Source organism: Brenneria salicis ATCC 15712 = DSM 30166, assembly GCF_003315515.1.
In the GTDB taxonomy this organism is placed as follows: domain Bacteria; phylum Pseudomonadota; class Gammaproteobacteria; order Enterobacterales; family Enterobacteriaceae; genus Brenneria; species Brenneria salicis.
In genome coordinates, this window is record NZ_QNRY01000045.1 from 1 (window position 1) to 19,450 (window position 19,450).

Genomic DNA, 19,450 nt, shown 5'->3' on the forward strand with positions numbered 1-19,450 from the left:
AGAATCCGAAGTTTCGTGTTATTTATCAGCCGGTTTACTCGCCCTGGGTAAATCATGTTGAACGGCTGTGGCAGGCGCTGCACGAAACGATAACCGGAAACCACCAGTGCCGCTCAATGTGGCAGTTACTGAAAAAAGGGCGTCACTTTATGAATACTGTCAGCCCATTCCCCGGTGGGAATCATGGGTTGGTAAAAATGTAGCGATATTAGGATCAGTTATTTAGGAATTTGGATGAGGAAAAACGGAGGGGATTTATGGGGAAGAAAAAAAATTGCACCCTCCCCTTGACAGCTAACATGATGATTAGAAGCTAAAATCCATCAAGATCTGCAATTGGTATGTTCGAAAGATGACTGTTTTTATTGATGAAATACTCTAAACTACGGCTTGTTTCACCTTTCAAGGTTTTCTCTGCAACCGGTCTGTCGGTATCTTTAATGTGATCCTCTCCTCTAATCTCATTAGTAAAATCTGGGTATAACACGCGAGATATTATCATATTAGAAATATTTACTTTTTTAAGACTGGCCCAAATCAATAGATCCATCATCGGAATGATATTGTGATCGACTAACTTTCTTATTTTTGCAATGCCAACCTTTTCAATCTTCCTTGATTCAATTTCATATTCGCTTCTCCAAACGGGCAACATTGTTTGTAAGGCTGAAATGACTTCCTCATCACTCGATAAACCTAAGTCAAATGAGACATACATTTTGCTATTGTTTTTATTAAGGAAAAGCTCTCTCATTGTTTGAGTTATAGGTTTATCTTTTAACTCTTTTTTGAAATCCCCATTTTCATCAAAACAATCAACATCGAACATTACTAATTTCTTTTCTTGTTTTCTTAAATCTTCAAAACTCACCTGTTCAATATGTGTTTGTCTTTTAATAAATTGGTCAGAATGATTAACTTCTTGGCTTAAAATTGGATTACCATTTAGTATGGATTTCAGATTTTGATCATCGTCTTCCCATTCAAAGTTTATGCTATCCACAATTAACTCCCTAAATACAAGCTCCTTATGTAGCGCCTTGATAGTAAGCGATTTAACTTGAGCATAGTTATTTATGTCGAACCAATTTTTCAATTCCTCATAAGGACTTACCACTTTCATTAATCCCTCCGCAAAGTGAATGCTTCAATGAGACGATGCTAATTTTTTCATTTTTTAGTGGGTTCTCCCCTACCAATGTTTTTTGATAAAGGAGAACCAACAACTATCAGTGATTTACAGATTACACATTTTTGAAATCAAATGGAGACACTTGCCTTACTTTTAAAGCGTCCAGATAATCAGCCCACCACTGAAGCATTAACTTTCTCTCATCAAGGTGTTCTGCTTTATGTATGTAGGCAGCACGAACTGAGTTCCGCTCCTGATGGCTCATTTGCCGTTCAACAGCATCTTTCGACCACAAACCGGATTCAATCAAGGCACTACAAGCCATAGCCCTGAATCCATGTCCACAGACTTCAACGGTAGTGTCGTAGCCCATAGCTCGCAAAGCTTTATTAACTGTATTCTCGCTCATAGGTTTGCGGAAATTATGATCACCAATAAACACGAGTTCATGGTCACCGCTGATCTCCTTAATTTCCATCAGCACAGCCAATGCCTGACAACTCAAAGGAACAAGATGTGGAGTTCGCATTTTCGAGCCACGATGCGAATGTTTCACTCCGGGTAATGGCTCTCGCTCTGCAGGAATAGTCCACATGGCATTGTCGAAATCTATTTCTGACCAACGAGCAAATCTGAGTTCACTGGAACGAATGAAAATGAGCAATGTCAGCTTTACGGCTAACTTCGTGAGTTTTCTACCTTTGAAGTTATCAATTCGTTCTAAGAGTGCTGAAAATCGTTCGAATGGCAAAGCTGGCCTGTGGGTTCTTTTGGCTACGGCAATAGCTCCTGCCATCTCCTGAGCAGGGTTGTAATCTACCAGCCCGTTCTGGACAGCATATCGCATTACTGCCGTTGTTCTTTGCTGTAGGCGGGAAGCAACTTCCAATCGCCCAGAAGCTTCAACAGCCTTGATAGGGGCAAGAAGATCTCTGGTATTAAGCTCGGATATTTTTTTTACCAATAGCAGTAAAGAGACCATCTTCCATGCTTTTCAGAACTCTCTCGCTGTGGGAATCAGACCATTTCCTTTTACAGGCAGTATGCCAGTCCCTAGCGACAGCCTCGAATGTCAGGGCTTCGCTTTGCTCGATCTTGTCGGCTTTTTTCTTCTCAGAAGGATCGATACCATCAGATACCAACTTTTTGGCCTCATCTCGTTACCTGCGAGCTTCACCAAGAGAGACCATTGGATAAACACCCAATGCTAAAACTTTCTGTTTACCTTCGAAACGGTATTGGAGTCGCCAGTATTTTGAGCCATTGGGATTGATAAGCAGGTGCATACCCTGCCCATCCGTGAGTTTGAAGGGTTTATCTAAGGGTTTAGTTGTTCGAACTTTGATATCAGTGAGCGCCATCAGTTGATACCTCCATTGTTGGTATCAAAATCAATCGAACCGAAGATACCACCAGTTATACCATCATTTGTTGGTATATGTGGATAGATGTGAGTGGACGTCAAGAGACATATAGCAGGGGGAAAACAGCATAACTGCTGGATTTTAGAGACAAAAAAAGACGTCAGTAGACGTCTGATTTTGCATATTTGGTGCGAAGGCCGGACTCGAACAGCCAAATAATTATTTAATTTTAGTAAGTTAGTTAGAGCGCCTTTCAATCGAAGCCCCCAAAAAGGCCCCCAATTTGTTAAGTAGGGGCAAAGCTAACCTGTTTCCATGCTGAATTTAGCACTGGTCAAACCAGATTGCGAGGACTTTTTCAGCGCCATTTTAAAACTGATAGCGATGTCAAACGAAGCCCATCGAACACTCATTCCCAGTCATGATTGCGGACCTGACTTTCATAGAGGATGCCGTCAGTGTTGCTATTAGCCCATAGGCCAAACGCATTATTACTATCAGCACGATTATCTGCAAGATAGCCAGACAAGGCTTGCCTGATTAACTCTGCCCGAGAAAGATGGCGTATAGCGGCCAGATTATCCCATTGCCGGAGATCTTCTTCAGGTAAATCGATCACGATGCGGGTCATCAGTACCCTCTCCTGGATGAATGTTGGTTGGCATATCATCGATCAAAATAGTGCTTCCCTCCACTCATTTCATTAGCATCAGAGCAAGTTTACGTAACCCGTCCTTCACTCGGGAACAGGCGTATCTATTTGAACAGGACATTGTTATTTACGTTGTGGCGGCGAGCGATCTCGGTAACAGATGTGCCTGGCTCTAGTGCAAGCTGAACCAGCTTTAATTTTAGTTCTGGGGAGTAAAACTGGCGAAGCGCTGAACGCCAGTCCGTCTTGATCTGGAGAGTTTTTCCATGAGAGAGGCCCGTCTGATACAGATGGGCACCAAGGTTATCTAACGGCTTCGGTTAAAACGAACGGCGCTGGGCATACGCTTACGCATGGCGTCTGTTGTCCCTTAAGGGACAGCTTACGCCTGCTTTCAGCAGTCTAATTATGTTTGTCATCTCTGTGGCAACCAGCTGCGATGCCCTCACGGAGAATGGAGAACACCGTTGCCCCTATGAACCAGGCGCTAGTGAAGTTCAGCTGATTAACCATCTATAGCGTACAGCGACTAGAATCCAACATCATAAGGATGTTCTCATGTTACCTCTGAAGAATTACTAACATCGGGGGTGTACTAATTAACAGTGAGCAGGCATAGCACGCAAAAAATTACGTAAAAAAAACTACAAATTCAATCACACATTACGTAAAATATCACGTAACAGACTTCACTTGATGCTACATACGGACTACATATGGCTAATGTTGATGCAGATTACTGCTACTCGTTTCCCGCTATACGCGGCATCCAGGCTGGTCGCCCCTTCTACATTGCCACATGCCCACTGCGTATCATTCCGAAAATATTCAGCTTTGATGAAAATGACGTGCCACCAGAATTACGAGCACAACGTACACTGAATAAATCACGCATCCCCGAAATGGTTCGTTACCTCCTGGAAAATCCTAAAGATTATGTGTTTTCAGCGCTGACAGCATCCATTGCTGTTGACGTCCAGTTTGATGAGTTCCCCGGTTCTAACAACCTGGGAACACTATGCGTGCCAATGGATGCGCAAATTTTGATTAATGACGGCCAGCATCGTCGTAAAGCGATTGAAGACGCTTTAGATGCCCGCCCGGAGCTAGGGCAAGATAATATTCCGGTGCTGTTTTTTGTCGATGAAGGGCTAAAGCGAAGCCAGCAGATGTTCGCCGATCTGAATAAATACGCCATTCGACCCAGTCCATCTCTGGCATCGCTGTACGATCATCGTGATGCCAGTTCAAATCTGGCGCGTTATCTGGCAATGTCTGTAGAGCCTTTTGTCGGAATGACCGAGCTGGAAAAATCCGGTATCAGTCAGCGGTCAAATAAACTGTTTACGTTAAGTAGTATCAAGCAGGCAACCCGCGCGCTGCTGGGCAAAGATCCTAAAGAGGGCAATTTTGAAGAATGCATCCAAATAGCCACCAACTACTGGCTGGCTATTTTTCGTGTGATGCCGGACTGGCAGTTAGCGGTTAAAAAAGAGGTTTCGCCTGTTCAGCTACGGCAAGACTATGTTCACGCTCATGGTATTGGTTTGCAGGCACTCGGGCAACTGGGATTTACACTACTGACGGATTATCCAGAACAGTGGCCAGAGAAAATGGCAGCACTCAAAACATTTAACTGGCGCAGAAACAACCCGGAGCTGATCAAACGAGCGATGCAGCATGGCAAGCTGAGTAAAACCAGTACGGCGATCCAGTTAACCTGTAATGCGCTAAAAATCGCGCTCTCCCTCCCTCTAACTCCTGAAGAACAGGGGCTTGAAGCTCAAATGGTTATCTCATGAGTAAATTGGTTCAGGCCTTCGATCTGGCCGAGTACGAAGATTTTATTAATCAAGAACAATTCGCTGGACGCCCTCTGACCGAATATGTAGCTGAAGTTCAGAGAATTTATTGTACGGATAAACGTCCGTGGGTGATTGGCTATAGTGGTGGTAAAGACTCTTCAGCGGTTATTACACTGGTGTATCTGGCCTTACTAGGACTGCCTCCTGAAATGCGTAACAAAGATGTTTTCTTAGTGTCATCCGACACGCTGGTAGAGACGCCGGTGGTGGTTGATCTGATTAAGAAAACGATGATGCAGATCGAGGCAGGTGCAAAACGTAATGGTCTGCCGATTACCCAACATGCGGTCATGCCAAAAACCAATGAAACCTTCTGGGTTAATTTGCTGGGGAAAGGTTATCCGGCCCCAACCCGCAGTTTTCGCTGGTGTACCGAACGTATGAAAATTAATCCGGTCAGTGACTTTATAAAGGATAAAGTCAGCCAGTTTGATGAGGTGATTGTTGTTCTAGGTTCACGCAGTAGCGAAAGCGCTTCTCGTGCTCAAGTGATCGCAAAGCACAAAATTGATGGTTCGCGCTTGGCCCGACACACCACGCTGGCAAATGCGTTTATCTATACCCCCATTGATAGCTGGGATGTGGAAGATGTCTGGAAGCTGTTACGTGGCGCGTTTCGTTATTCTCCTGACGATATCGAAGAGTGGGAAAGCCCATGGGGAGGCAACAATCGCCCGCTCTGGACACTGTATATGGATTCTTCCGCACAAGGAGAGTGTCCATTAGTGATCGATGAAAGTACCCCTTCCTGCGGAAACTCACGTTTTGGCTGCTGGACCTGCACCGTGGTTACCAAAGATAAAGCTATGGAGAGCCTGATCAAAAATGGAGAAGAATGGATGTCTCCGTTGCTGAAATATCGTGATCTACTAGCGTTTACCACCGATCCAGCGAATAAAGACACTTATCGCAACTATAAACGCCGTACCGGCAAAGTGAGTTATCAATACGCTAAGGATGGTGAGGAGCTCAGCGCAGATCGTAAGCATGTTCCTGGTCCTTACTGGCTAAAATACCGTCAGGAGTGGCTAAAAGATTTACTTAAAATTGAGAGGGATTTGAATGCTCAGGGTCACACTATTACGTTAATTACCAAACCGGAACTGCACGCGATCCGTCAGGAATGGCTGAAAGATCCTAATGAACCAGACTGGTACGACACACTACCAGGTATTTACCGCGAGGTGTATCAGCAGGATCTAGAGTGGGTGGTTGACGATCAGTCACGCTTTGACGCCAGCGATGCTGATTTACTGATACAGATAGCCCAAGGATTTGACGTTGTGCCTGAAATGGTAATGAAACTTATTGAGCTGGAAGTTTCAATGGAAGGATTAAGTCGCCGTCAGGGGATATTTGACAAACTCGGCACAATTTTAAAGCAAGACTGGGGCAGTCTGGAAGAGATCCAGCAACAACAGGTAACGCTGCAAAAACGCAACGATCGGGATATTCATCAGGAAGAAGTTGCCAGACTGGAAGCTGAGCTCCAGGTTTTACAGAGTAGGATTGTCGATGCCAGTGAATCCTCTGTATTGATTGGTGAGGAAAACGAACATGCTCATTAAACAACTGGTATTACATAATTTTCGGGTATTTAGCGGTACACACACCATTGATTTAGCCCCCAGAAAGCGTCCACATGATACAAATCCACGACCTATAGTATTATTTGGTGGTTTAAATGGCGCAGGAAAAACCTCAATTTTATCGGCTATCCGGCTAGCGTTGTATGGTCGCATGGCGTTTGGTCTCGCGATTCAACAACAGGAATATATCGAGCAGCTTAGCTCGTTGATTCATAACGGCACTTACTATAGCGAACAGCCGGAAGAAGCATCGATAGAACTGACGTTTACCTATAATAAAGGTGGTCATGAGTCAGATTTTACCGTCACGCGAAACTGGAAAAAAGGCAAGAAAGACCGTCTTTCTTTACAGCAGGATGGGCAACCTCTTAATGAGCTCGATTATGATCAATGCCAGGGATTCCTTAATGAATTAATTCCGCATGGTATCGCTGATCTGTTCTTCTTTGATGGTGAAAAAATTGCGGAACTGGCGGAAGATGAATCCGGCAATATTCTGCGTACTGCTGTACGTCGCCTATTAGGCTTAGATCTAATCTCTAAGCTAAGCAATGATTTAATGATTTTTGTTAAGCGCCAGCAATCCAGCCAGTTGGCTGGCTCTCAGCAACAGCAAGTCATAGAGCTTGAAACGCAATGTAGAAAATTAGTTGGTCAGACGGAAGAACTGCTGGAAAAAGCTGATTTTGCCAAAACGCGAATTGAGTTTCTGTCTAAAGACATCACCCGTTATGAAGGCCTATTGAATGCACAAGGTGGTGCATTTGCCCAGACAAAAATTCAAGAGAAACAGAAAGTTGAAACATTTCTGAAAGATAGAGAACGTCTGGAGAAAACAATACGTCAGGAATTTGATGGAGCACTACCTTATGCGTTAGCTCCTAATACCTTGTCCCGTTTACTACAACAAATTGCTAATGAAACGCAGATCAAGCAGGCGAAAAGCTTTGAAAAAGAACTGAGTCAGTTTTTGACACAACTCGGAAACGATATTGCATTGCGCTCCAGCACCACTAGTAAAATTGCTACTGAAGCCATTACAGATAATCTGAAAGAGTATATGGCAACGAAACCTAAAGGCGATTTGCTTTTTGATATCTCTGAACGCGAAGCGGGTATGCTTCAACAATCCATAGAGCAGGAAAGTAAGAGAGCCTGGCAACGCTTTGATATGTATCGTAATCAGTTGGCTGATGTTGAACAGCAGCTTGAACAAGCCGCTGCTAACATTGCCCGAGCGCCAGAAGACGATCAGCTAATAGGGCTCTTTGAAAAATTGCGCGATTTGGATCGACAGCGCGAAGCCCAGTGGCAGAAATATCGTTCGCTGCTAGAACAGGCTAAACACACAAAACAACAACAACTGGATTGCGTCCGCCAGGTACAAAAGGCACATGATGCCGTTCGCTATCAGCACAGTTTTAGTAGTGCATTTAAGAATGCCCAAGAAACGATAAATTTACTCGATCGTTACAGCAATGTGTTAACTCAGGCAAGAGTAAAAACACTGTCTACAAACTTTGAACTGGCATACCGTAAGCTGGCTCGCAAAGAGGATTTACAACTTAGTGCACATATCAATCCTGAAACATTTGATGTGGAACTAATTGATGAAAATGGCTCAGTGATTAACCGTAAGTTGCTTTCTGCTGGTGAAAAGCAGATTTATGCGATTGCGGTCCTTGAAGCATTGGCAAAAACCTCTGGTCGTGATTTGCCTGTGATCATCGATACTCCGTTAGGGCGCCTGGACTCTCAGCATCGAGATAAGTTGATAAATCATTACTTCCCAGAGGCTAGCCATCAGGTTGTGCTGCTATCCACAGATACAGAAGTAGATGAACGTTATTTTGTCGATCAATTACGTGACGACATTTCCCATGCTTATGAGATAGTCTTTAATGTGCACACCAAGTCATCGACTCTAAAACCTGGCTATTTCTGGGAATTAACCAAGGAGGCAATCTGATGCTCCCGAATCGAATGGTGCTTAGTCGTCAGACTGAAGAGCAGCTTAAAAGATTAAAAGGGTATACGGGGCTCACGCCGAATGTTGCCGCTCGGCTGGCATTTTTCCGTTCGGTGGAAAGTCAGTTTCGTTACTCGACTGACCGGGATAGTAAGAAGTTAGATGGTTCACTGGTGCTGGATAAAATTACGTGGCTGGGGGAAACACTGCAAGCTACGGAACTGGTGTTGAAGATGCTTTATCCGCAGCTAGAGCAGAAGATGATAATTAAAGCGTGGGCTGCACATGTTGAGGATGGGATTGCAGGATTAAGAAATTACCGTACATTATTATCAATAGTTAAAGCCTTATAAATAACGGTTTACCTTATGCGCAATGCCAAAAATGAAGTTTTGGCATTGCGTAATCATTTAGATATCTGCCAATAATCTTTTATATTCTGAATAATCCGCATCATTTTTTATATTCAAATCACTCAACACCTTTATGCCAGAAGCAACAATAAGAGTATTTTTAATCCTAACTCTCAATTTTGATTGAACACCGAAAAATGGATCATCGAAGTTAACAAAAGATGCTTTTTTAAGCAAAACATTAATATCAATATGTGAATATCCGTCATCTTCACAAATTATTTTAAGAAAATCAAAACATGCTTGCATACCTAGTGTCTTTTTGAAAACATTAAACTTCCATAGTTGATTCACAATAGATGCAAGAAAACTCAAAATAATATCAAATAATGTTTTATCTTTATTATCAAGATATAATTTCCTAAGAGGTGCTTTCGATGGTATGCTCAATAGCATATTCCTATCACGTCCTTCAGAAACTTTTTTGGTTTGCAATATATCTCTATCAGTTTTGGGATTATTTGTAATTAATGACAAAATACCATCAATTATTGATGCCATCGATATAGTTGAATTTGATCCTCCATTCACTACGCCTAATTTTATTTTACCTCTCAGCGGAGAATTTACATCTTCAGATAAAACGCGAGTGAAATAGACTGCAAGAGTTTCTGGTGACCAAGATGATGGCTCACCTTGTTCCATATCAAATTGGAATAGATTATAAGCTAGATTTTTATCTACTCGTCTTTGATTAATATTTATATTGGTGAAAATTCTACCATGATAAGCTAATGGGAGATCTAAATACACCGAGCATAACAACTCCATATCTTTGCAGTTAGAATTAGTAAACCCAAAAACACGATGTTGCCCATCAATAATAGAAGCTAATTTTTCTCCTGTTGGAATAGTAAGGTAATAAAACCCATTATCTTTGTGCTCTATATCCCAGCGTATAGCTTCATCTGTTACCAAAGTGCCATCACTAGAATAATTAACACCCAATATGATTGAGTTTGGGAAACTAGCATCTACAGTTTCAGTATATCTCTTTATTTCATCAAGCCGGGACTTGGCTGTAACCCTTTGATTTCCTATTAATTTACTGATAAACATACCAACGTGAGAAATAGATTGATCTTCAAAACCATCTAATATCTCTGCTCTAATTGTGTAACATACATTTAGCAAAACTTCAGCAGGAATCGATACAACATAAAAATCCCCTAACGGTTGTGCTACTTTGATTGCTGGCAACTTCATTGGGAATTTATTCATTTCTTTCACCATCTTTAATTTTGGATAGAGCAGCCTCTTTATATCCTATAGGATCTGGTTCGGTTCGAGAGGCATCATTATCAAATTTATCATCATTTACATTAGCGCATATAAATATAAGCAATGTAAGAAAGGTGCCAAAGTTTAATAAATATGAATTTCCTGTCTTTGTTGTTAAATACCCAACAACACAACAAATAAGAGCAAGAACTCCAAATATCATCCCTAATCCTAAAAAATCTTTTGTCGATTTTTGATTATTTAAAATCACATCCACACATAAAGTTCCAAGTATAGCGAACGAATAAGTAAAAACATTTACGCTCTCAAAAAAGGATGCATTTTTATCCCCAGATATTATTGCTGACAAGTAAGGAAGCCATAATCCAACACCGCCGACAAAAAGTATCCCTGCAAGAAAAAAAGCAATAAAAGAGATACTATTAAATGTGTTAACAACCCGTGCCCATAACTCTTTAATGACACTTCCCCATGGATTATGCCTCACCTTCCCCATTGTAGGCCTCCCTTACAGAAATAAATAGAAGATTTAGCACCATACGCTGGGTGAAATATCTCATTTTTCATAATTTAACTCCCAGAATGCCTTATCTCGCATCTTCTTAGCCTTCTTATTCCCATCTACATACAGGCTAAAATGCTTCCCTAGCTGCCGAATCTGTCCCATTAAAGACTCTTGCTCACCTTTATCATCAACGTTAAACACCGCCTTGATATCCGCATTTTTAATCTCAGACACACGATGAATAACCCAAGTCAGAATATAAGAGGCGTAATTATTATCTCCGGTCTTAAAGTGAGTAATCTCCTGCGTTGACAGGATTGCACCAACGCCATACTCGCGACCCTCCTTCAGGATCTTACGCAGGCTGGCAAAGTCCTGGCGCATAAAGTTATCGGCTTCATCCACCAGAATCATTTTGGTTAGCTGGCGATAGTCCCCCCGCACCACTGGCTTGCCACGTTTTTGCATCTGCGCGTAGAACAAATCCAGTGTCAGGGCGACCACCAGATTTTGTACTTCCGGCGGATAGCCAGCCAGTTCAATCACTGTTACCCCATCAATCAATTCGTACAGACTGTTCATCTTCTCAGGGATTGTTTCGAAAATTTTGTACCGCGCCAGTTTGGACAACGCGGCATAAAGGGAATCTTCTTCGACTTTCTCCTGATCAAGAAAACGCTGCCATACGTCTTCAATCGTTGGTGCAGTTCTTGACCATGTTGTCGGATCTTCAGGCGAAATGCCCGCCGCGTCATAACATTCTAAAATCAGATTTTCTAACTTAAGTTGCTGCTTATGGCCCAGACCATAGGCTTTCGCCATCGTTTCCGATAACCCGCCTGCTGTATGGATCGGCAACATCGGCGTATCGCCAAACAGCGAGAGCGGATTATAGGGCAACTTAAAGAGTTTATATTTCTTAGCACCAGTGGCTTCCAGAAAAGCCTCATCCACATAGTCCGACTTGTAATCGAAGATCAGTAGGCCAATCGGCTTACCATCAACGTTACAGGACTGATTATGCATCAACTGCGTCACCAACGATTTGGTAAACTGAGTTTTCCCGGTGCCCATCGTGCCGATAATACCGGTATTGGTGTTCATAAACTTCGCGGTGTTAATCGGCTCCCAGTATAGCGGTTGCTGGTGCACGGCTTCATGACCAAACAGGATTTGCAGTGGCGTATCGTTGATCTCAGCAGATGGCGGTGGTGCAACGTGCTGCTGCGGTTCAGGCTCAGAAACAGCTTGAGCATCGGTCTCATAAGGCGTTTCTGCTATCGCCTCATACTGGAACGGAGATACCTCACACTCCGGCTTAAGCCGATATTTTCCCGGCACGTGATAACGTTCGGCCAGCGGTTGTTGATCCCCCTGCATGGAAATGAGTGACGGTAGCAGTGAATAAGGAATCTCAATTTGTAAAATATTCTCCGGCGTCGCTTTATAAGAAAGATCAAAACAGCTCTCACTGTCTACATGCGCCACCACAAAGCCATCCGGGTAGTCGGCAAGTTCACCCAGTTGGTAGTCGCCGGTGAGCCACCATTCACGTCGTGCCAATAGGGGAATCAACTTGTCGTTGTCCAATACACCATACAGACGCAACTTTTCTACCTGCATCAATACCTGGCGGATGAAGAGCGCCCGATATAGTTGTGACGCCAGCGTTTGCGGCCCCAGAATATCCTGCTGTAAATAGCGTTTCAGCTCGCGAGCCTGCTGTCCGGCATGGTTGTAATCCGGCCGTACCCCCGTTTTCACTTCCAGCGGTAATAGATAAAGGCTATTATCTTTAAAACCCACAAAGAGCACATCGTCAGAGATCGCACCTTTTTGATAACCCTTTAAATGGCGAGATAAATCGCTTTCTTTCATTCTCAGTCCGACATTACCGGACACGCGGATCATTTCAGCTACCGACAACGGAACCCAGCAAATATCGGACTGATGTAGCATGGACTGCACGAATTTATACGCACCGATAATGCCGTGCTTCTCTTTGCGATCTTTCTCACCAGAACGCAACATTTTCAGTAGCCATTCACCGTTAAAGGCATTAAATTCAGTAAGCAGGTGCTGGCTGTCAACGGCAGGTTGTCCGGTCTGATTTCCTGTCTGGAGCAGACGCAGGAACAACTCAACCTGTTTTGTGACGGTCACGGCGTCATAACCTGCGCAACTGGTGTACTGGTCAGAATAATGGATCAGTACCACATCTTTCTGGCTGGTAAAGAAATCAAGCGTGACTTTTGGGTCAATAATGGTGGTCCAGAGCGAGCTGTCATAAGAGCGGTTGAGCAATTGCTTAAAGTTGCCGCTGACTGCCAGACCAATCCCCTGACCGTGATACTGGCTGTTGCTCTGTCGCGCCGGTTGCCATAGGCAGCCCAACAAGCGGGCAAGGCGCAGGGCGCAATAAGGCTCAGTATCGACATTACGCAAGCCAAAAGCGGTAAAGTATGCATCGCCCTGGGTTTCCGCCCCTTCACCCGCAATGAGGCCATGACATAACACGCCACTTGAGGCATCTTCAATGCGGATCTGGCGGCAATCAACCGGTGCGGTATTGGTGAAAAACGCCAGATGGGCATAAGCCAGTTTGTCATTTGCTGATGGCAGGACAAATTTGCTGAACGTTAATCGACTACGTAGCAGATCAATTAGCATATCGGCTTCTGCACGCCATGTGCCGCTGTTCAGGTCAAGATCTTTTTTAAGCTGTTCATAGCTGCCGCTTTCGGCAAAGTGGTCAAAGGCATTGGGCAGCAGGTGTTCATCGTAGCAGTTTACATGCACCGAAATTGCCCGCTCTTTTTCCTGCTTAAAGTATTCCACCAGCCCCAGGAATAGCTCTCTGGCATTACCTTGGTTGATAGCATTGATAATCAATGCATTATTCCCGGCTCTTTGGAACAACCGGGAATAGGCGTCAGTGAATTCGTTGAGTTTGTCTTTTACCAGTCGTTTAACGTAGTCATGGCTCATCTGGCGCTGAGGAATAACGTCAATCCAGAAGCGATTTTCCACTACTGACTGTAGCTGCGCATATTCATGTTCGCTATGGTACACAAACGGCATTAAGCCAGAGACAACCAGGCGATCGAGGGTAATCGGTGGTAATGAGGCAAATGAAGCCGATGTGGGCTGTTCTGGCTCCGCGATGATGGTTTCTGCAAGTTGCAAATGATAAGCCAACACTAAGGGGTGCAATGGTGAGAGGCGTTCATGCGTATCGCTACGGCAAATCCCCAGATGTAGCAGCCGTTTTTCCTGTAGCGTCAGCGCTCTGCTCAGGCCAATTTGTTGTAGTGCCTGTTCAAAAGTAGCGACTACGTAGCTGACCAGCGCACGGTATTCCACTGACCACGACACCAGGCTCGGTAGGGTGTTCCGGCGCTGATAGTAAGCCAACAGTTGATGGTACGCATTATGGAGGTCGGGGTAGCTGGCAAGGAGTTCATCCAGCGCAAATACGCTGTCGTCACTGTCTGCACCGAGCAAGTTCCGTTCGATCAGTGAAGCTTCCAGCGCCAGCAACTGCTGGCGTACACCGACCACGTTATGTTCGGTGTTGTCCAGAACGACACGTCCCTTCATCCGGTTCCAGGTCGCATTACCCTCTTCTTTGAAGAGCTTATTGAAACGGCTCTGATCAAAAAGCAACGGTAGCGTTAATCCTTCCTCTGCCCCCGGCCCTTCGATATTAAGCAGCAGACGGGAATCACCTGAAATCAGCGCAAATTTGATCAGCTCACTTTGGTTCGCCAGCGTCTCAAAGTTCACCCGCGCATAGTGCCGACAATCAATGTCATCGCTCTCTTCATCCAGCGTACAGGTCTGGTCGCCTGTCTCTGCAATCCGTAACTCGTTATCTTCCAGTTGTAGAGTCAGTTGGTCTTTACCCGGCTCAACGCGGTAGCAGTGCTGTATCTCATTCAGCCAGAATTGCCCCTGTTCAACTAACAGCAGGCGAAACTTATACTCTTCCGCCGAGTTATTGCGGTTGATTATTTCGAGGCTAAAGAAGCAGGGATGCCCGTCGAAAGGCACTGACGCCATAATGCGGGAGGTTTTCCCGCCGGCCCGACTGGTGCGCCAGAAATGTTCTTTCTGTAACCGCCGATGATGAGCAATTTTTATCTGATCATCCTGAAGGTCGTTACTCTGAAAGCTGAATTCCAGTTCGACCTGCGATTGTCCCGGCTGTACCTGCACCAGGACGCTGATATCACGCTTACCCGCTTTACTGATGCTTTTTGCTCTTTGCCAGATTTCACCATTCTCAACGCAGATGTTTTCCAGCACCAGTTTTTGTTCGCTGTTCTGCGCTTTCTCATCTTGGTATACAGAAAAATCAAGCTCACGCCAGTCGTCTTTATCGACGAAGTGTTCCTGAATAAATTTGGTACTGAACTCGGTCAGCACATTCTCCAGTTGCCCACTGTAACGCTCAATACTGTCTTCTATCTGGCGATATAATTTCTGGTTTTCATTCAGCCGGGCGCGTAGCTGCTTATCTCTAAAATTCAATAAATTATTATCGTTGAATAGCTTTAACTCAGAGAAATCCAGGTTGCCGTCGTCCAGCAGGCGGTATAACGATGAAAAACCAAATACGGTTGCGCCTTCATCCAGTATCGTTGTCAACTGATCGCCCAGCAAACAGCGGGACACTTGCGAACGGTTGCTGTCCGTAGTGATTAATTTTTCCAGTTGATGACGAAAAGTTTCGGGATGCCAGATTGCATCCGGTGCGGCCACATCCTTGGTGCTATTGAGCAAGGTATCTAACATGCTATTATGGATAATCAACAACGCCGTTTGGGCAAAAATCCCGTTGCGGCCGGAAACTTTATCGCGCAGGTGGGAAATATAGTTTTCCGTAAACGCAGGAGCAGTAGTACCGTGCAGTACGGGAATAAGCTGGATGCCATTACATGAGACGCATGCAAGATGCTGTTCCGGCGCGATCTCCAGATTATTTCCATCAGCTAAGGAGTCGAAAGCCTTCCAGAGTTTTAAGGCGTTATCGGGATCGGGAGATTTAAACTGGTAGCGCTCACCCGGCTGGATGGTGCGGCTAACCCATTCAATGAAGGTTTCCGCCAGATAGGTTTCATACTGTTTTACGGACATATACGGCGTCTCCACTGTCACTCATTCGTTCCACGTTCCCCATGCGTTCATAAAACGCCACCAGCATTTGTGTGGACTGGTTATCCAGATAAAATCCGCGTTGCTCAAAACCGCGCAGCAGTTCATGCAACCGGAGTTTTTTGTTTTTACCAACGGTAAGATTGGTCAGCAGCAGCAGCCGATCCTGATTCAGCACCAGTACTTTCCCCGCCCGGCCACGCACCTGGATGAAGTCAGCACAAATCTGGTTTTCCAGCTCGTTGATGTATTTGCGATTTACCGATGCTCGTTCAGATTTCTTGCCCTGAAACTGTTCAACGGCAACGGATAATAGCTGTTTGAAGGTATCGTCCAGATTTGTAGCTTGATCGCGAGAGGAAAGTTGGCGATCCTCAATAAATTCCTGCAAATACTTGTTGAGAGCATTTAATGCCTGTGAAGAAGGATCTGAATCATTCAGGGCATCCTGATAGACCTGCCACAATGGGCGTTTTTTCGCCCCTTTGCCCCATTGCAAAACCTCCAGCGCGGAAAGTATCGGGAAAAGTTTTTCACTGTGGCTGGAAAACCATTTATAGCCAAAGCGCTTTATTTGGTCCCGTTCTGAGCTGGCTTTTTCGGTATCAAGAATAAAAAACAGAGACTTACTTTTGGGTTCTCCGTCCCGCCAGTTCTCTAGATTGAGCGCCAGTTGAGCACACCAGCTAAAGGCATACAAACGCAGAGTATTAGTCAATTCCTGCAAAAGATATTGCGGATGATCAGCCAGAAACGCCAGATCGGACTGGAAGCACGTTACCATATAGGGCAAGTACGGTTGCTCTTCGGCAAACGGACCTTCCCCCAGCAATTTTACTTTCTCATCGAGCTTATTCAGCATTTGTTGTTCGATGAAGTTCAGTTTGTCCTGTATCGGATAATTTAGGCTGAACCCCCTCATCAGATTGGCAAACAGCGTTCCAAGGCGTTTATCTGCCATAGAGCCTGCGCTTATTTTTTCAGCATCGAACTGTGCGTGAAACAGCAAAAAAAGCGGAGAGACACGGAAGATATCCTGGCTGGAAAAATACATTCGCTCCAACAAAGGCCAGAAGGCTGGTTCATCAATCAATGTTTGCAGGTGAGTTTTGCAATCCTCGCGAAATTGCTCGAGATTATAAGTGTCGATTTTATACTTCACGGCATAACTCAGTACCAAGCCGGTGACAATTTGCCAGTCAATATTATTGTTTTTATTGCGCACCGGCAGGTAGCTATCTAGTTGATTGTTGCCCACTTTTAACGTTGTTGCTATGGGATACATGATGTTATCTCTCCATGCCGCTGATGGTGATCATGTCGTCATCCGCCCTGGCGCTGTAGACCCGCTGTGCGCCATCATAAAACTTGATTTCACTACTAGATTTGGCCCGCTCCGCAATCAGTTCAACGATTTCATCCAGTAATACGATCGCGCTCTTGTCGTATTTATTAGGACGATAGCCATTATTCAGTTTGCTCAATAGGTCAAATAAATTAAGCCCGATACGAACAGGCAGCAGTGAGTTTTGTCCCACCTTTAAATGAATGTCGAAGCAGGTTGGGTGGGCTGTATTTTTCCTGAAAATGGCATCCCAGTCCGGTTTCAGCGCCATTGGTGCTGTGATTTTAACCCCGCCAAATTCACCCAAAAAGAACTCTTCCTTTTGCGTGATCAACTCAGGCGCTTTACGATTTGCGTAGCGCTGGATACCAGCTATAAGCTCGGAAGAGTAAAATCGGTTCAACGATCTTTTTTGTTCTGGATCTGCGGTGTAGTTTTTATGCAAATGCCAGATTTCTGAGTAGCGTTCAAACAATGATTCTTTAAAAAACACTAAAAATTTATGGTGATAATTATTGCCCAACGACTCATGTTGTAGCAGCCAGAATAGCCTAATCAGCGAGGCCGCATCGCCCGACTTAACACACTGGCGATCAAATTGAATATGTAATTTTTCTAGGGTTACAAGAAAATCATCCAGGTCTGGATCAATCAATCCTAGCTCATAACGCAAAATGAACTGATCGAGCTCGTAGGTATGCAATCTGGCAGGATCGAAATCAGAGACCTTTTTAATCAGGTCATTTTCTTCACCATTGAAGAGGTTATCAAACAGGTAACCTGACCCAGTCAGCAGGTGATGCAAAAAATCCAGCAATGTTCTTGTCGTAACAAACTGGTCTTTAATTAAGCGGGCTTTAAATAGCTGGGTGATTAAGACATTCTGAACACCGGGCATACAGAGCAGTTTGAAGTTGGCAATGGTATTTAAATCATGCCCTGTTGATTGATCACGTTGAAAAATAGTGTAAAACAGATTTTTATCATCATCACTAGTTAAGTTATTTAACAATTTTTTTATAAATGGTGAATATCGCCTGTCTTCATCAAACTGGAACTTAGGGTAATGTTCAAAATCAAAAAAAGAACAATTGTCACTGTGGAAAGGGCCACTACTTTCTTGCTGTCCCGATAAAAATGCATCAATCACCAAACGAAGCACCTGATGGCGTTCAGCACCTTCTCTAGCGAAGTTAGCGAGCATCCCAGTATTGATACCCACCAGCAACGGACATAATTGCTGCTGATGATTGTCGAACAAATCGTTCAAAGCATCAATGGCGGTCTGTTGAGGGGCGAAGCTATGTGTTGCATCCAGATGAAAGGCAAATCGCTGCTGGTAACGTGGGTTTGACTGGCAGCGCGTTAAAATTTCAGACTTACCATCCCCACTACTACCGCACAAAAAAATGATTTCACCGGGTTTAGAAACATCCAAGTGATGCTGTAAATCTTTTTCAATATCTTGTTTAACAAAGAGTTGCTCTTTTAACTGATCAAATATATCTCTTTGTCGGTGAGTTACCGTGGTGACAGAAAACGAAGATGACTTCGCGAGTACACCCAACGCTTTGCGTAATGTGATTGCGCTCATAACTTCATGTTCTCTAAAAAAGAATTTTCTTATTGTATACAAGCTAACCCATGATCTCTATATGCCTTTTTCCCCCGTGACAACTTAGTGTTTCAACAGATGCCTCTCTCACACGGCCGCATGCTGAGATAATTAAGGCATTAGCCTCACTGACCAATTGTGTCAGTGAGCGTATTTGCCCCTTAATGATCCATACACTTTGACCCTCTTAAAATACTAGGTAGTCTTAAAGCCATGTTTAAGCCTAGTCAAAGCGAAATCATGGGTACTGTTCTTACTGAGCCAGAGCGACGCCGCCGTCGCACTCCGCAGGAGAAGATCGCTATCGTCCAGGAGACTTTCCAACCAGGAAGTTCCGTTTCTCTTGTCGCTCGTCGTCACAATGTGAATGCTAATCAAGTCCTTAAATGGCATAAGCAATACAAGGAGGCAGCCTGACATCGGTCTCAGCCGGCGAAGAGGTTGTGCCAGCTTCTGAGTTAAACAGTGCCATGAAACAGATCCGTGAACTCCCGCGTCTCCTGGGTAAGAAAACCATGGAAAACGAGATCCTCAAGGAGGTGGTTGAATACGGCAAAACAAAAAATGTATGGTTCGCCCCTGTTTTGCAAGCCCGCCTTTCA

Annotated in this window: 12 protein-coding genes and 3 pseudogenes; 6 read left to right on the forward strand and 9 right to left on the reverse strand. The window is 44.3% G+C overall.

Going from position 1 to position 19,450, the window contains the following annotated elements; genetic code table 11:
- Nucleotides 1-203: pseudogene (locus DES54_RS15260) on the forward strand (IS630 family transposase); the annotation flags it as partial.
- 110 nt (nt 204-313) lie between these two features.
- Here the strand turns inward: DES54_RS15260 and DES54_RS15265 are convergent.
- The 4 genes and pseudogenes from DES54_RS15265 to DES54_RS19295 form a co-directional block, all read right to left on the reverse strand.
- Nucleotides 314-1,123, reverse strand: coding sequence for a DUF6387 family protein (locus tag DES54_RS15265; protein ID WP_113868839.1), 810 nt, complete (start codon nt 1,121-1,123; stop codon nt 314-316).
- A gap of 121 nt (nt 1,124-1,244) precedes the next feature.
- Nucleotides 1,245-2,493, reverse strand: a pseudogene (locus DES54_RS15270) (tyrosine-type recombinase/integrase).
- Nucleotides 2,494-2,905: 412 nt separating this feature from the next.
- A complete protein-coding gene (locus DES54_RS15275) occupies nt 2,906-3,127 on the reverse strand; it encodes a CopG family ribbon-helix-helix protein (RefSeq protein WP_113868841.1) in 222 nt (73 codons plus the stop codon).
- Between the two features lie 125 nt (nt 3,128-3,252).
- Complete coding sequence (locus DES54_RS19295; protein WP_113868870.1) at nt 3,253-3,438, reverse strand: transposase; 186 nt, start codon at nt 3,436-3,438, stop codon at nt 3,253-3,255.
- A gap of 426 nt (nt 3,439-3,864) precedes the next feature.
- On the opposite strand from DES54_RS19295, the gene dndB reads away from it, so the two are divergent.
- From dndB to dndE, 4 genes are read left to right on the forward strand one after another with little or no spacing between them, the layout of a single operon-like run.
- Nucleotides 3,865-4,950: a DNA sulfur modification protein DndB gene (gene dndB / locus DES54_RS15285; protein WP_113868843.1), complete on the forward strand. Its 1,086-nt coding sequence runs from the start codon at nt 3,865-3,867 to the stop codon at nt 4,948-4,950.
- Nucleotides 4,947-6,581: a DNA phosphorothioation system sulfurtransferase DndC gene (dndC, locus tag DES54_RS15290; RefSeq protein WP_113868845.1), complete on the forward strand. Its 1,635-nt coding sequence runs from the start codon at nt 4,947-4,949 to the stop codon at nt 6,579-6,581. The genes dndB and dndC overlap by 4 nt, the downstream gene beginning before the upstream one ends.
- Entirely contained in the window at nt 6,571-8,571 is a 2,001-nt protein-coding gene (gene dndD, locus DES54_RS15295) for a DNA sulfur modification protein DndD (RefSeq protein WP_113868847.1), read from the forward strand. Before dndC ends, dndD begins: the two co-directional genes overlap by 11 nt.
- Entirely contained in the window at nt 8,571-8,924 is a 354-nt protein-coding gene (dndE, locus tag DES54_RS15300; protein WP_113868849.1) for a DNA sulfur modification protein DndE, read from the forward strand. Before dndD ends, dndE begins: the two co-directional genes overlap by 1 nt.
- 57 nt (nt 8,925-8,981) lie before the next feature.
- Here the strand turns inward: dndE and DES54_RS15305 are convergent, their stop codons facing one another.
- Genes DES54_RS15305 through dptF form a run of 5 tightly spaced genes read right to left on the reverse strand, consistent with a single transcriptional unit; the run spans nt 8,982 to nt 18,827 of the window.
- Complete coding sequence (locus DES54_RS15305) at nt 8,982-10,205, reverse strand: DGQHR domain-containing protein (RefSeq protein WP_169050486.1); 1,224 nt, start codon at nt 10,203-10,205, stop codon at nt 8,982-8,984.
- Nucleotides 10,198-10,722 carry a hypothetical protein gene (locus tag DES54_RS15310; RefSeq protein WP_113868853.1) on the reverse strand — a complete coding sequence of 175 codons (525 nt, stop codon included), beginning with the start codon at nt 10,720-10,722 and terminating at the stop codon, nt 10,198-10,200. Before DES54_RS15310 ends, DES54_RS15305 begins: the two co-directional genes overlap by 8 nt.
- A 60-nt stretch (nt 10,723-10,782) precedes the next feature.
- Nucleotides 10,783-15,870 (reverse strand): DNA phosphorothioation-dependent restriction protein DptH, encoded by a 5,088-nt coding sequence (gene dptH / locus DES54_RS15315; RefSeq protein WP_113868855.1) that lies wholly within the window; start codon nt 15,868-15,870, stop codon nt 10,783-10,785.
- The gene (dptG, locus tag DES54_RS15320) at nt 15,851-17,173 is read right to left on the reverse strand and encodes a DNA phosphorothioation-dependent restriction protein DptG (RefSeq protein ID WP_113868857.1); all 1,323 of its coding nucleotides are present in this window, start codon (nt 17,171-17,173) and stop codon (nt 15,851-15,853) included. Before dptG ends, dptH begins: the two co-directional genes overlap by 20 nt.
- Before the next feature lie 4 nt (nt 17,174-17,177).
- The gene (gene dptF, locus DES54_RS15325; RefSeq protein WP_113868859.1) at nt 17,178-18,827 is read right to left on the reverse strand and encodes a DNA phosphorothioation-dependent restriction protein DptF; all 1,650 of its coding nucleotides are present in this window, start codon (nt 18,825-18,827) and stop codon (nt 17,178-17,180) included.
- A gap of 261 nt (nt 18,828-19,088) precedes the next feature.
- Here dptF and DES54_RS15330 point away from each other — a divergent pair.
- Nucleotides 19,089-19,441: pseudogene (locus DES54_RS15330) on the forward strand (transposase); the annotation flags it as partial.
- Nucleotides 19,442-19,450: the final 9 nt, after the last annotated feature.